The sequence below is a fragment of the Variovorax sp. FW305-3-2-15-B-LB1 genome (assembly GCF_058787635.1).
The window spans coordinates 63,840-77,343 of sequence record NZ_JBYSZY010000030.1 but is presented as its reverse complement, the minus strand read 5'-3'; the positions used below and the strand labels follow the sequence as shown (position 1 = coordinate 77,343).

The 13,504-nt window shown below is 69.2% G+C and carries 10 protein-coding genes; 6 read left to right on the top strand and 4 right to left on the bottom strand.

Annotated features, from left to right (window positions below; all coding sequences use genetic code 11):
• A partial coding sequence (ssb, locus tag AC3WQR_RS19065; protein ID WP_492743153.1) for a single-stranded DNA-binding protein occupies positions 1 to 432 on the bottom strand: 432 nt, incomplete at its 3' end.
• Between the two features lie 184 nt (positions 433 to 616).
• Between ssb and uvrA the strand changes: the two genes are divergently transcribed.
• Both uvrA and AC3WQR_RS19055 read left to right on the top strand, forming a co-directional pair.
• Complete coding sequence (uvrA, locus tag AC3WQR_RS19060) at positions 617 to 3,703, top strand: excinuclease ABC subunit UvrA (RefSeq protein ID WP_492743152.1); 3,087 nt, start codon at positions 617 to 619, stop codon at positions 3,701 to 3,703.
• Positions 3,704 to 3,749: 46 nt separating this feature from the next.
• Positions 3,750 to 4,646, top strand: a complete 897-nt coding sequence (locus tag AC3WQR_RS19055; RefSeq protein WP_062480450.1) for a DMT family transporter — start codon at positions 3,750 to 3,752, stop codon at positions 4,644 to 4,646.
• A 2-nt stretch (positions 4,647 to 4,648) separates the two neighbouring features.
• Here AC3WQR_RS19055 and AC3WQR_RS19050 read toward each other — a convergent pair whose 3' ends face one another.
• Genes AC3WQR_RS19050 through AC3WQR_RS19040 form a run of 3 tightly spaced genes read right to left on the bottom strand, consistent with a single transcriptional unit; the run spans position 4,649 to position 8,671 of the window.
• Positions 4,649 to 5,416 carry a GntR family transcriptional regulator gene (locus tag AC3WQR_RS19050; protein WP_172438465.1) on the bottom strand — a complete coding sequence of 256 codons (768 nt, stop codon included), beginning with the start codon at positions 5,414 to 5,416 and terminating at the stop codon, positions 4,649 to 4,651.
• Between the two features lies 1 nt (position 5,417).
• Complete coding sequence (locus AC3WQR_RS19045; RefSeq protein ID WP_492743151.1) at positions 5,418 to 7,187, bottom strand: glycerol-3-phosphate dehydrogenase/oxidase; 1,770 nt, start codon at positions 7,185 to 7,187, stop codon at positions 5,418 to 5,420.
• Complete coding sequence (locus AC3WQR_RS19040) at positions 7,184 to 8,671, bottom strand: FGGY family carbohydrate kinase (RefSeq protein ID WP_390347175.1); 1,488 nt, start codon at positions 8,669 to 8,671, stop codon at positions 7,184 to 7,186. Before AC3WQR_RS19040 ends, AC3WQR_RS19045 begins: the two co-directional genes overlap by 4 nt.
• Before the next feature lie 180 nt (positions 8,672 to 8,851).
• Here AC3WQR_RS19040 and AC3WQR_RS19035 point away from each other — a divergent pair, with 180 nt between their 5' ends.
• The 4 genes from AC3WQR_RS19035 to AC3WQR_RS19020 are packed head-to-tail and all read left to right on the top strand — an operon-like array spanning position 8,852 to position 13,459.
• The gene (locus AC3WQR_RS19035; protein WP_056584185.1) at positions 8,852 to 9,898 is read left to right on the top strand and encodes a substrate-binding domain-containing protein; all 1,047 of its coding nucleotides are present in this window, start codon (positions 8,852 to 8,854) and stop codon (positions 9,896 to 9,898) included.
• A complete protein-coding gene (locus AC3WQR_RS19030; protein WP_492743150.1) occupies positions 9,895 to 11,427 on the top strand; it encodes a sugar ABC transporter ATP-binding protein in 1,533 nt (510 codons plus the stop codon). Before AC3WQR_RS19035 ends, AC3WQR_RS19030 begins: the two co-directional genes overlap by 4 nt.
• Entirely contained in the window at positions 11,424 to 12,464 is a 1,041-nt protein-coding gene (locus tag AC3WQR_RS19025; RefSeq protein ID WP_070063424.1) for an ABC transporter permease, read from the top strand. The genes AC3WQR_RS19030 and AC3WQR_RS19025 overlap by 4 nt, the downstream gene beginning before the upstream one ends.
• Positions 12,461 to 13,459 (top strand): aldo/keto reductase, encoded by a 999-nt coding sequence (locus AC3WQR_RS19020; RefSeq protein WP_492743149.1) that lies wholly within the window; start codon positions 12,461 to 12,463, stop codon positions 13,457 to 13,459. The genes AC3WQR_RS19025 and AC3WQR_RS19020 overlap by 4 nt, the downstream gene beginning before the upstream one ends.
• Positions 13,460 to 13,504 lie beyond the last annotated feature (45 nt).

The window sequence follows — 13,504 nt, the reverse complement described above, 5'->3', positions numbered from 1 at the left end:
GCCGCCACCACCACCTTGCGAATAACCACCGCCGCCGCCCCCGCCTTGCGAGTAGCCGCCGTCGTCGTCGCTCGGACCCGACGGGCCGCCCTGGCCCTGGCGGCTGCCCAGCATTTGCATCTGGTCAGCGCGGATTTCGGTGGTGTACTTTTCGATGCCGTCCTTGTCGGTCCACTTGCGCGTGCGCAGCGAACCTTCGACATACACCTGCGAGCCCTTGCGCAGGTACTGGCCGGCGATTTCGGCCAGGCGGCCGTTGAACACGATGCGGTGCCATTCGGTGGCTTCGCGCATCTCACCGCTTTGCTTGTCTTTCCAGCGATCGGTGGTGGCCACGGTGACGTTTGCGACCTGATCGCCGCTCGGGAATGTCCGCATTTCGGGGTCGCGCCCCAGGTTGCCGACGACGATGACTTTATTGACCGATGCCATATGCACTGCCCCTGATAAGTAGATGAAGGAGGAGGTTGAGAGGAACCCTCCATTCTGCCTGAGCCGAAATCGGCCCGGCGCTGGCCGGCCTGAGCGGGGGCGTCCAGCGCCGTCCATCCCCTGGTCATGACAGGCGGAGCCGGCGCCTCTATCATGTCCGGTTGCCCTCGGACGACCGCACCCCTTGAATTCACCCACCACTGAAGACACCCCGGAGCGTGACGCCTACCTTGGCGCCCTGCTCGCCCAGCAGCGCATCAGCATCCGCGGCGCGCGCACCCACAACCTGAAGAACGTCGATCTCGACATCCCGCGCAACAAGCTGGTGGTGATCACCGGCCTGTCGGGCTCGGGCAAGTCGAGCCTGGCGTTCGACACGCTGTATGCCGAAGGGCAGCGGCGCTACGTGGAAAGCCTCTCGGCCTATGCGCGGCAGTTCCTGCAGCTCATGGACAAGCCCGACGTCGACGTGATCGAGGGCCTGTCGCCCGCCATCAGCATCGAGCAGAAGGCCACCAGCCACAACCCGCGCTCGACCGTGGGCACGGTGACCGAGATCCACGACTACCTGCGCCTGCTGTACGCCCGCGCCGGCACGCCCTTCTGCCCCGACCACCACCTTCCGCTGCAGGCGCAGACGGTCTCGCAGATGGTCGACGCGGTGCTGGCCCTGCCCGACGAGCCCCGGCTGATGATCCTGGCGCCGGTGGCGCGCGAGAAGAAGGGCGAGTTCCTCGAGCTCTTCACCGAGATGCAGGCGGCCGGCTACGTGCGCTTTCGCGTCGACGGGCAGACCTACGAATACAACGACCTGCCCAAGCTCAAGAAGACCGAGAAGCACGACATCGACGTGGTCATCGACCGCCTGCGCGCGCGCCCCGACATGCAGCAGCGCCTGGCCGAGAGCTTCGAGGCCGCGCTGCGCCTGGCCGAGGGCCGCGCGATTGCGCTGGAGCTGGGTGCAAAGCCGGAAGGCAGCGCCGATGGCGCTGCGGGGGCGCCCGACAAGGAACACCTGTTCAACGCCAAATTCGCCTGCCCGATCTGCCACTACTCGCTGTCGGAGCTCGAGCCGCGCCTGTTCTCGTTCAATTCGCCCGTGGGCGCCTGCCCGAGCTGCGACGGCCTGGGCCACCGCGAGGTGTTCGACCCGGTGCGCGTGGTGGCGTTTCCGTCGCTGTCGATCGCCAGCGGCGCCATCAAGGGCTGGGACCGCCGCAACGGCTACTACTTCAGCATGGTCGAGAGCGTCGCCAAGCACTACAAGTTCGACGTCGACGCGCCCTTCGAGTCGCTGCCGGCCTCGGTGCAGCAGACGCTGCTGCACGGCTCGGGCGGCGAAGAGATCAAGTTCAACTACACCATGGAATCGGGCAACTTCGCGGGCAAGAAGCTCACGAAGAAGCACCCCTTCGAGGGGATCATCCCGAACATGACGCGGCGCTACCGCGAGACCGACTCGGTGATGGTGCGCGAAGACCTCGCGCGCTTTCGCAACCAGCAGCCCTGCCCCGACTGCGGCGGCTCGCGGCTGCGGCGCGAGGCGCGCAACGTGTTCCTGGTGGACGACGCCGGGCACGTGGCTGCTGCGAACGGCGGCGAGCCCCCGCGCATGGCCATCTTCGAATTGAGCCACCTCACGCTGCGCGACGCCTACGCCTGGTTCAGCACGCTCAAGCTGCGCGGCGCCAAGGCCGACATCGCCGACAAGGTGGTGCGCGAGATCGGCCTGCGCCTGAAATTCCTCAACGACGTGGGCCTCAACTACCTGAGCCTGGACCGCAGCGCCGAAACGCTCTCGGGCGGCGAGGCGCAGCGCATCCGCCTCGCGTCGCAGATCGGCTCGGGCCTCACGGGCGTGATGTACGTGCTCGACGAGCCCAGCATCGGCCTGCACCAGCGCGACAACGACCGCCTCATCGGCACGCTCAAACACCTGCGTGACATCGGCAACAGCGTGATCGTGGTCGAGCACGACGAGGACATGATCCACGCCGCCGACCACGTGATCGACATGGGCCCCGGCGCCGGCGTGCACGGCGGGCGCGTGATGGCCCAGGGCACGTATGCCCAGGTGTCGGCCAACCCCGAGTCGCTCACCGGCCAGTACCTCTCGGGCGTGAAGAAGATCGAGGTGCCCAAGCACCGCACCGCCTGGCTGCCGGCCGTGAAGAAGCCGGCCTTCAACGAAGGCAAGAAGCCCTCGCGCTTTCCGCAGAGCCCCGCGGCCGAACGGCGGGCCGCGCGCGAGGCGGCGCACCTGGCTTCGCAGACCGACCTGCAGGAGATCCGCGTGGTCGGCGCCACCGGCAACAACCTGAAGAACGTGAGCGTCGCCTTCCCCGTGGGCCTGCTGACCTGCGTGACCGGCGTCTCGGGCTCGGGCAAGTCGACGCTGGTGAACGACACGCTCTACACCGCCGTGGCACGCACGCTGTACCGCGCGCACGAAGAGCCGGCCGCGCACGAGTCGGTGGAAGGCATCGAGTACTTCGACAAGGTCATCAACGTCGACCAGTCGCCCATCGGCCGCACGCCGCGCAGCAACCCGGCCACGTACACGGGCCTGTTCACGCCCATCCGCGAGCTGATGGCCGAGACCAACACCGCGCGCGAGCGCGGCTACGGCCCGGGCCGCTTCAGCTTCAACGTGGCGGGCGGCCGCTGCGAGGCCTGCCAGGGCGACGGCGTGGTGAAGGTCGAGATGCACTTCCTGCCCGACGTGTACGTGCCCTGCGAGGTCTGCCACGGCCAGCGCTACAACCGCGAGACGCTCGAGGTCCAGTACAAGGGCCGGAACATCGCACAGATCCTCGAGATGACGGTCGAGGTCGCGCACGAGTTCCTGAAGGCCGTGCCGACCATCGAGCGCAAGCTGCGCACGCTGCTCGACGTGGGCCTCTCGTACATCAAGCTCGGCCAGTCGGCGACCACGCTGTCGGGCGGCGAGGCACAGCGCGTGAAGCTCGCGCTCGAACTCAGCAAGCGCGACACGGGCCGCACGCTCTACATCCTCGACGAGCCGACGACCGGCCTGCACTTCGCGGACATCGAACTGCTGCTCAAGGTGCTGCACCAGCTGCGCGACGCGGGCAACACCATCGTCGTCATCGAGCACAACCTGGACGTCATCAAGACGGCGGATTGGCTCATCGACATGGGCCCCGAAGGCGGTGCCGGCGGCGGCACGGTGGTGGGCGAAGGCACGCCGGAAGACATCGCGGCGAACGAGGCGAGCCACACGGGGCGCTACCTCAAGCGCCTGCTGTAGCAGCGCCGCCAGCACGAATGCGCGGGCCGCGCCACAATCGCGGCCCATGCCTTCCTTCACGCCGCGCCAGTTCGTTCTTCTCGTGCTCCTCACCCTCGCGTGGGGCTTCAACTGGCCGGTGATGAAGCTCGGCGTGGCCGACTACCCGCCACTGGCCTTCCGCGCGATCTCGATCTGGCTGGGCGTGCCCGTGCTGGCGATCGCGCTGGTGGTGATGAAGGTGCCGTTCCGCGTGCCGCGCAGTGCCTGGCCCGAGCTGGTGTGGCTGGGCGCGACCAACATGTTCGTCTGGCACGCCTGCATCATCCTCGCGGTGAAGGCGCTCTCGGGCGGGCGCGCCGCGATCCTGGGCTACACGATGCCGGTGTTCTCCGCGGTCATCGGCGCGCTGCTGTTCTCGGCCGTGCTCACGCGCCGCGCGTGGACCGGCGTGGGTGCCTGCGCCATCGGCGTCGGGCTGCTGCTGTGGCACGAGCTCACCGACTTCGCGGGCCGCCCCGGCTACGTGGCGCTGGCGCTGGTGGCCGCCGCCACCTGGGCGCTGGGCACGCAGTTGCTGCGCCACACGCGCATCGGGCTGCCCACGCTCACGCTCTCGTTCTGGATGACGGCCATGACGGCCGTGGTGATGACGGTGCTGTCGCTGCTGTTCGAGCGCGACCAATGGCGCTCGCCGGGCGCCGTGACCTGGGGATCGATCGCCTACAACGCGGTGCTGATCTTCGGCTTCGCGCACGCAGCCTGGTTCTACCTGGCGCGCGGCCTGCCGCCGGTGGCCTCGACCTTGAGCGTGATGTTCATCCCCGTGCTCGGCGTGTTCAGCGGCGCCGTGTGGCTCGGCGAGGTCGTGCACTGGCAGGACTGGGTGGCGGTGGCGCTGATGATGGTCGCCATCGCCTCGGTGCTCTTGCCTTCACGCAGCAGCAGCAACGCGAAGGCCTGAGCTCAGGTCGTCGTCTGCACGTGCAGGCGGCTGGTCTTGCAGCGGTGCAGCGCGCGGTAGTGCTCCAGCGGCCGGCCGTTGGCGCCGTAGGCGATCGATTCGATGCGCAGCAGCGGCTCGGGCTGCGGCAGGTCGAGCAGGCGGCAGGTCTCGGCGTCGGGCAGCACGGCATCGATCCAGCGTTCGGCGCGCACCAGCCGCACGCCGTACTGGCGGCGCAGCACGTCGTACAGCGAGCGGTCGTCCAGCCGCGTGCGGTGCAGGCCCGGCGCCAGGTCGGCCGGCACCGCCGTCTCGACCAGGAGGCGCAGTTCGCCGTCGACGCTGCGCAGGCGCTTGAGGCCGACCACCTGCGCGTCTTCGGTGAGGCCGAGCGCGGCGGCTTCCTGCGCAGTGGCGGCGCGCAGTTCCTGCACGAGGATCTGCGTGCGCACCGAGCGGCCCTTGCGTTCCATCTCGTCGGAAAAGCCCAGCACGGTGGAGACGAAGTCTTCGTCGCGCTCGCGCGCCGACACGAAGGCACCGCGGCCCTTGATCTTGTAGATGAGGTTGTTGCGCACCAGGTCGGCGAGCGCCTCGCGCACCACGATGCGCGAGATGCCGAACTGCTCGCCCAGCTCGGCCTCGGACGGCAGCTTGGCGCCGATGGGCAGCACGCCCTGCAGGATCTGCAGCCGGATGGCGTCGCGGAACTGCGCCCACAGCGGCGATTCGGAGTTGCGGTCGAGCGAGGTCGTCGACACGGTGTCGGGGGCGGTGGAAAGGGTCACGTTAGGTCGGGCCGAGGACGGGGCTGGCCATCAATGATGCATCGAAAGCGGAAGACGCCGGCTCGTGGGCCGCCACCGGCTGCAGGCGCACGCCGTGCCGCTCGCGCAGGGCGGCGGCGCAGGCGCTGAGTTCCTGGTGCGCGCGGGCCGCGTCCCAGCCGAGGGCTTCGGCGGCCACGCCGGCGATCTCGGCGAGCGCGTCGTCGGTGACCAGCCCGCGAATGGCCAGCAGCGTGCGACGGATCACGAGGTCGTCCAGGTGCACGACGCCGGTCTCCATGCACAGGTACGAGAGTTCGGCCGCCGAGTACTCGGGCGCATGGCGCAGCGGCGTGTCGCCCGAGGCCGCGAGGCGCTGCGCCAGCGGCAGCGCCTTCGAGCCGTAGCGGCGCAGCAGGCCCAGCGCGCGTGCGCGGCCCAGGCCCGAGCCGGCCGTCATCTTGTCGATGAAGCGCTCGGTGGCGGCCGCGTCGGCCGGCAGCTCGGCGCCGCCGCCGATGGGCAGCGACTCGGTCGAGGCGGTGCGCGAGCGGCCCAGGTGGCGCAGCACGTGGTCGGTGGCTTCTTCGGCCAGGGCGCGGAAGGTGGTCCACTTGCCGCCCACGAGGCCGACGATGGGCACGTCGCGCGTGGCGCTCGGCGGGTCGACCACCACCGAGTGGTCGCGCGAGATCTGGCCCGGCTTGTCGGCGTCGGAGCGCGCCAGCGGGCGCACGCCGACGTAGGTGTAGATCACGTGCTGGCGGTCGAAGGCCATGTTCGGGAACACCTCGCGCAGCACGTCGATGAGGTAGTCGATCTCGGCCGGCTCGGTGACGATCTGGTCGGGGTCTTCCACCGGGATGTCGGTGGAGCCCACCAGCACGCGGTCGAGAAACGGATAGACGATGCACACGCGCCCGTCCACCGCCTCGAAGTAGGCCATGCGGCCTTCGAGCGCGTCGCGCAGCGCCGGGTGGTCGAGCACGAGGTGCGAGCCCTTGGTGCCCATCACGCGCGGGCCGGCGCCGCCGAGCACGGCCGCGCTGCGGTCGAGCCAGGCGCCGGTGGCGTTCACCACGGTGTCGGCCGTGACGCGCACCAGCGCGCCGGTGATCTCGTCGCGCAGCGTGAGGATGTTGCCCGCGCAGCCCGTCACGCGGCAGTAGTTGGCGGCGGCCGAGCGCGGCTGGTCGCGGCAGGCGTCGCCGATGAGTTCGAGGATCAGCCACTCGGGATGGCTGATCCAGGCATCGAAGAAGGTGGCGGTCCAGCGGATCGCAGCGCGGAACAGGCGGCGGTCGTTGGTGGGCACGCGGCTGATGCGGTGGCCCGGCATCACGCGCTGGCGGCGGCCCAGCAGGTCGTACAGGCGCAGGCCCGCGGCCACGGCCAGCAGGCCGCGCGTGCGCTGCGGCGGCGTGCGGCCGAAGAACTTGAGCGCGCTGCTCAGCAGCCCGCCGAAGAAGCTCGACAGCGGCACCACGGTCTTCAGCGGCTGCACCAGGTGCGGCGCGTTGCGCAGCAGCAGGTTGCGCTCGCGCGTGGCCTCGGCCACCAGCGAGAAGCTGCCGTTTTCCAGGTAGCGCAGGCCGCCGTGGATCATGCGCGAGGGCGCGCTGCTGGCGCCGGCGCCGAAGTCGCCCTTGTCGACGATGAGGCAATCGACGCGCTGCAGCGACAGGTCGCGGAACACGCCCACGCCATTGATGCCGGCGCCGACGATCACCGTCGAAAAGTGGCGGCCCTCAAGAGAGGCTGGGCGGACAAAAGGCAGTTGCCACGCGCTCATGACGCACCGCCCGACAGATGGTTGAAGACAGGAGACATGCGATCGATCAGTTCGTTGAATTCGGCGTTGAAATCGGCATGGGCCCGCGCGTCGCGCGCGTCGGGTTCGATGAGTTCGCAGGGCGCGCGCAGCGGGCTGGCAGGCCCCGCGTCGTCGAGGTCCTGCGACATCGCGGCATAGAGGGCGGCGCCGCGCGCGCCGGTTTCGTCGTCGGCGCAGCGCTCGACCGGGTGGCCCAGCAGCGCCGCGAGCAGGCGCACCAGGCGCGCATCGCTGGCGCCGCCGCCCAGCACGCTGGAGGCCGACACCGGCAGGCCCTGCGACGCGAGGCGCGCGGTGTGGCGCGCATGCAGCGCAGCGACGGCATCGACCACGGCGCGCGCCATGTCGGCCGGCGTGTGATGGCTCTTGAGCCCGACGAAGCCGGCCGTGATGCCACCCCCGCCGTTGATGAAAGGCAGAAAGCGCAGCCCGTTCGCACCCAGCGGCACGCCCATGGCCAGGTCGACCACGGCGCGCGCATCGGGCAGCCCGAGCGCGCCGGCCAGCCACGCGATGTTGGCCATCGACGAGGGGCTGTTCTCCATGTACAGGCGCTCGCGCGTGCGGCCGAAGTTGACGAGCGCGGCGACCTCGGGCTGCGGGTCGATCACCGGGCCGATGACGGCGTTGACGCACCACGTGCCCAGCACCGACACGGCACGGCCGCGGTCTTCGGCGCCGATGGCGGTCATCGAGGCGAGCAGGTCGATGGCGCCCATCGCCACCGGAATGCCGGCGGGCAGGCCGCACAGCGCCGCCTCGGCGGCGCGCAGCCGGCCCATCGTCTGGCCGCTGGGCACCAGCGGACCGAAGGCGCGCGGCCCGAGGCCGTCGATGCCCGCGACCTCGAAGGCCAGGGGCGACCAGTCGCCGGTGGCCAGCGAGAGCAGGCCCGCGGTGCTGGCGTCGCTCGCGTCGGTGGCGATCTCGCCGGTCAGCAGGAAGCCGAGGTAGTCCTTGGCGAACAGCAGGCGGTGCAGCTCGCCGCGCTGCACGGCGTCGGCGCCCAGCAGCTCGGCCGCGATCACCGTGGGCTGGCCGGGCCAGGGGCGACAGCCGACGTCCGCGAACAGCCGGTCGCCGTGGCGTGCCGAGAGGGCGAGTGCGCGCGCATCGGCGCGCTGGTCGGTGGAGGCGACGGCGCGGCCGCCCACGAGTTCGTGTTGTGCATCGAGGGCGTACAGGCCCGCGCCGTGGCCGGTGCAGCCGATGGCGCACACGTCCGCGGCGCGCGGGCCGAGCTGGCGCGCCACGTCGCCGAGCACGTGGGTCAGCCCCGCGCGAATCGCCGCCGCGCCCACCTCGCACCCGCCGCCGGGCAGCCGCGCATGCCGCAGGGGCAGGCGCGACACGGCCAGGCTGCGCCCGCTCCCCGCGTCCAGGGCCAGCGCCTTCAGGCTGCTCGAGCCCATGTCGATGCCGATCAGTATTTTGGTCTTCATGTCATAACAGCTTCGGCGGAAAAAAAGGCTGTCACCAGTAGCGTTTCCCCTAGTTATCGGGAGAAACGGCCCGCCATTACATTCTAGCCTGTCATAACAACTGTCGTGACACCACGGTCCACAGGTCCGCCACGCAACGGCGGGCCGAAAGCTCTGCCAGTCAACGTGAGGAGACAAAGAATGAGGCGTAATTTCCTGAAGTCCGCAGCCGCCGCCGGTATCGGCCTGGCCGGTGCGAGCGCGTTCGCGCAACAGCAAGCCGCAGCCCCCGCGGCAGGTGCCGGCCTGCGCGGCAATGCCAGCGACGTCTACGTGATGAACGTGATGGTCTCGGGCGTCGAGTACTGGTTCCCGGTCTACGAAATGATGAAGCAGCTCGGCCGCACGCTGGGCGTTCGCACCCGCTACACCGGCACGCCGGAGTACGACGTGAACAAGCAGCTCGCATCGTTCGAACAGGAACTGGCGCGCAAGCCCGCCGGCATCCTGCTGCACCCGATGAACCCCGACCCGTTCATCGAACCCATCAACCGCGCCGCCGCGATGGGCATCCCGGTCGTGACCTTCGCGGCCGACTCGCCCAACTCCAAGCGCACCTCGTTCATCACCTCCGACAACGACCGCGAAGGCAACCAGGCCGCCGACGCCATCGCCGCATCGCTGAACGGCAAGGGCGAGTACGCCGTGCTCGAGAACCCGGGCCAGGACAACCACGACCGCCGCATCGCCGCGTTCGTGAACCGCATGAAGGCCAAGCACCCCGGCATGAAGCTGGTCGGCCGCGCTGCCAGCAACCAGGACCCGAACAAGGCCTACCAGGCCGTGCTGAGCCTGGCGCAGGCCAACCCGAACCTGGGCGCCCTCTTCATGCCCGAGGCCAACTCGGCGCTCGGCGCGGCGCAGGCCAAGGTCGAGACCAAGAAGAACATCAAGGTGATGTGCTGCGACGTCAACGCCAAGATCCTGGACATGATCAAGTCGGGCGACGTGTTCGGTGCCATCAACCCGAACCAGGGCATGCAGGGCTACATGGGCATGATGATGCTGTTCCTGGCCAAGAACCCCGGCCTCATCGACCCGATGAACGACGCCAAGCGCAACGGCACGAACCCGATGTCGGTGCCCTTCCTGGACAACGGCCTGGCCGTGGTCAGCAAGGCCAACGCCGACGACTTCTACTGGGACAAGTACCTTGCCCGCCGTGGCACCAAGGGAATCGGCGAGTGAGCACCCCTGCCGCATTGCTTGAACTGCGCGGCATCGCGAAGCGCTTCGGCGCTTCGCGCGCGCTCTCGGGCGTGGACTTCTCGCTGCAGGCCGGCGAGATCCACGCCCTGTGCGGCGAGAACGGCGCGGGGAAGTCGACGCTGATGAACATCATCGACGGCATCCACCAGCCCGACGAAGGCGAGATCGTGCTGTGCGGCCAGAAGGTCGTCATCGACGGCCCCGCCCACGCCATGCGCCTGGGCATCGGCCTGGTGCACCAGGAAATCGCCCTGTGCGCCGACGCCACCGTGGCTGAGAACATCTTCATGCCGGAAATCAACGCCGGCAAACAGGCGTGGATGAACTTCTCCGCCTTGAACACGCGCGCCGCCAAGGTGCTGGCGCGCCTGGGCCAGGACATCGACCCGGCCGCGCTGGTGCGCGACCTGAGCATTTCGAGCCAGCAGCTGGTGGAGATCGCCAAGGCGCTCACGCTGGACTGCAAGGTGCTCATCCTCGACGAGCCCACTGCCGCCCTCACCGACAACGAGTCGGCCGCGCTCTTCCGGGTGCTGCACGACCTCAAGGCGCAGGGCATCGGTATCATCTACATCAGCCATCGCATGGCCGAGATCTTCACGCATTGCGACCGCGCCACCGTGCTGCGCGACGGGCGCAACGTGCACAGCGGCCCGCTCGAAGGCATGACGCCCGACGAGCTGGTGCGCCGCATGGTCGGGCGCGACCTGGGCAACTACTACCCGCCCAAGCAATCCGCCGCCGCTGACGCGAACGCCGGCCCCGTGCTGGAAGTCGACGGCATCGCCGACGACGACCGCGTGCACGGCATCTCCTTCACGCTCCAGCGCGGCGAGATCCTCGGCATCGCCGGCCTCATGGGCGCCGGACGCAGCGAGCTGGCCGAGACCGTGTGCGGCCTGCGCCCCGCGCGGCGCGGCGCCGTGCGCCTCAACGGCAAGACGCTGGCCATCCGCAAGTACAGCGACGCGCTGCGCGAAGGCATTGCCTACCTCAGCGAAGACCGCAAGGCGGCCGGCGTGTTCCTCGACCTGCCGATCGCGCAGAACATCTCGTCGATGGCGCTGCGCCGCGTGAGCTCGGCCCTGGGCCTGCTGCAGCGCGCCACCGAGCACCGGCTCGCGGTGCAGCTGGGCGCCAAGCTCAACCTGAAGTCGGACGGCGTGGCGATCGAGGTGTCGAGCCTGTCGGGCGGCAACCAGCAGAAGGTGGCGATCGCCAAGCTGCTGGCCACGCAGCCCGCGGTGCTGCTGATGGACGAGCCCACGCGCGGCGTGGACGTGGGCGCGAAATCCGAGATCCACCACATCCTGCGCGACCTGGCCGACCAGGGCGTGGGCGTGGTGGTGATCTCTTCCGAACTGCCCGAGATCATCGGCCTGTGCGACCGCGCACTGGTGATCCGCGAAGGGCGATTGGCGGGCGAACTGGCCCATGACGAGATGACGGAGGAAGCCCTGCTGCGGCTGGCCTCCGGACTTTGCGAACCCGAAGAGGCAATGGCATGAACTTTCCGACCAGAATCGACGCAGGCGCCGCGGCCACGGCCACGGCCGGCTCCCTGCAACCCCGCCGAACAGGAGACCCCGTGAAGCAGGCCAACAAGCTCACGAGCATGCGCGAGGCCGGGCTGGTGCTGATCATCGTGGCGCTGTGCGTCGCGATGAGCTTCGCATCGCCCTACTTCCTCACCTGGGACAACGTGCGCGCGATGCTGCTGTCCTTCTCCATCGAAGGCATCGTGGTGGTGGGCATGACCATCCTGCTCATCGTCGGCGGCATCGACCTGTCGGTGGGCTCGGTGGTGTGCTTCGCGATGGTGGTGACCGGCAAGCTCTTTCTCATGGGCATGGACCCGTGGCTTGCGAGCCTGGTGGCCATCGGCGCCAGCGGCCTCATCGGCGCCATGATCGGCGGCTGCGTCACGCGCATCGGGCTGAACCACTTCATCGCCTCGCTGGCCTTCATGGTGATCGTGCGCGGCCTGTGCCTGGCGCTCACGCAGGGCACGCCGCAGTCGCTGTTCTCGCTGCCGGCCGAGTTCAAGTTCATCGGCCAGGGCACGCTGTTCGGCGTGCCGGCCGTGATCCTGATCTTCCTGGCGATCGTGATCGTGAGCGACTTCGTGCTGCGCCGCTCCACCCTGCTGCGCCGCGTGTTCTACACCGGCAGCAACGAGAAGGCCGCGCTGTACGCCGGCATCCGCGTGGGCCGCGTGAAGTTCTGGGTCACGGTGCTGTGCTCCGCCTCGGCGGGCCTGGCCGGCGTGATCTACACGGCACGCTTCGGCGCCGCCACGCCGACCTTCGGCATGGGCATGGAACTCAACGTGATTGCCGCGGCCGTGATCGGCGGCGCCAGCCTCAAGGGCGGCTCGGGCACCGTGCTCGGCGCCGTGCTCGGCCTGGCGCTGCTGTCGGTGGTGACCAGCTCGCTGATCCTGCTCGACGTGTCGCCTTACTGGCAGGACGTGATCAAGGGCCTGATCCTGCTCGCGGCCGTGACCATCGACCACATCCTGAACACGAGAAAGACCAAGCGATGAGCAACGCAACGCAGATGAAGAAAACCACCCTGGGCCCCTCGGGCATCGAAAGCTCGGCCATCGGCCTGGGCACCTGGGCCATGGGCGGATGGATGTGGGGCGGCGGTGACAACGCCGCTGCCGTGATCGCCATCCAGGCCTCGCTCGATGCGGGCGTGAACCTGATCGACACCGCACCGGCCTACGGCCTGGGCCGCTCCGAGAGCATCGTCGGCACCGCGCTCAAGGGCCGCCGCCACGAGGCCGTGATCGCCACCAAGTGCGGCCTGGTGTGGCACACGCAGCAGGGCACGCACTTCTTCGAGGAAGACGGCCACCCGGTGTACCGCTACCTCGGGCGCGACTCGATCTTCCATGAATGCGAAGAGAGCCTGAAGCGCCTGCAGACCGACTACATCGACCTGTACATCACGCACTGGCAGGACCACACGACGCCCGTGGCCGAGACCATGGACGCGCTGCTGGCCCTCAAGAAGCAGGGAAAGATCCGCGCCATCGGCGTGAGCAACGCAACGCCCGAGATCCTGTCGGAGTACCTCAAGCACGGCCCGGTCGATGCGGCGCAGGAGCTCTACAGCCTCATCGACCGCGGCATCGAGACCACGCTGGCGCCGCTGTGCGCCGAGCACAACGTGGCAGTGCTGGGCTACTCGTCGCTGGCGCTGGGCCTGCTGGCCGGGCCCATCGACCCCGCGCGCGAGTTCAAGGGCGACGACCAGCGCGCCACCAACCCGCGTTTCAGCGAAGCCAACCGCGCCAAGCTGAAGGCCTTCTTCGACACGCTGGAGCCGCTGCGCATGCACCTGGGCTGCTCCTTCGGCCAGATGATGATCGCCTGGACCGTGGCCCGCGGCACCGTCTCGGTGGCGCTGTGCGGTGCGCGCGTGCGCCAGCAGGCCATCGAGAACGCCGGCGCCGGCGCGGTCGTGCTCGACAGCGAGGCCCTGCAGCTGATCGACGCTGCGGCCAAGCGCCACCTGGACGCGCTCGCCTGAGCGCGCGCCTTTCTTCCCTTCCTTTTTCCTCAACACGGAGTTCTT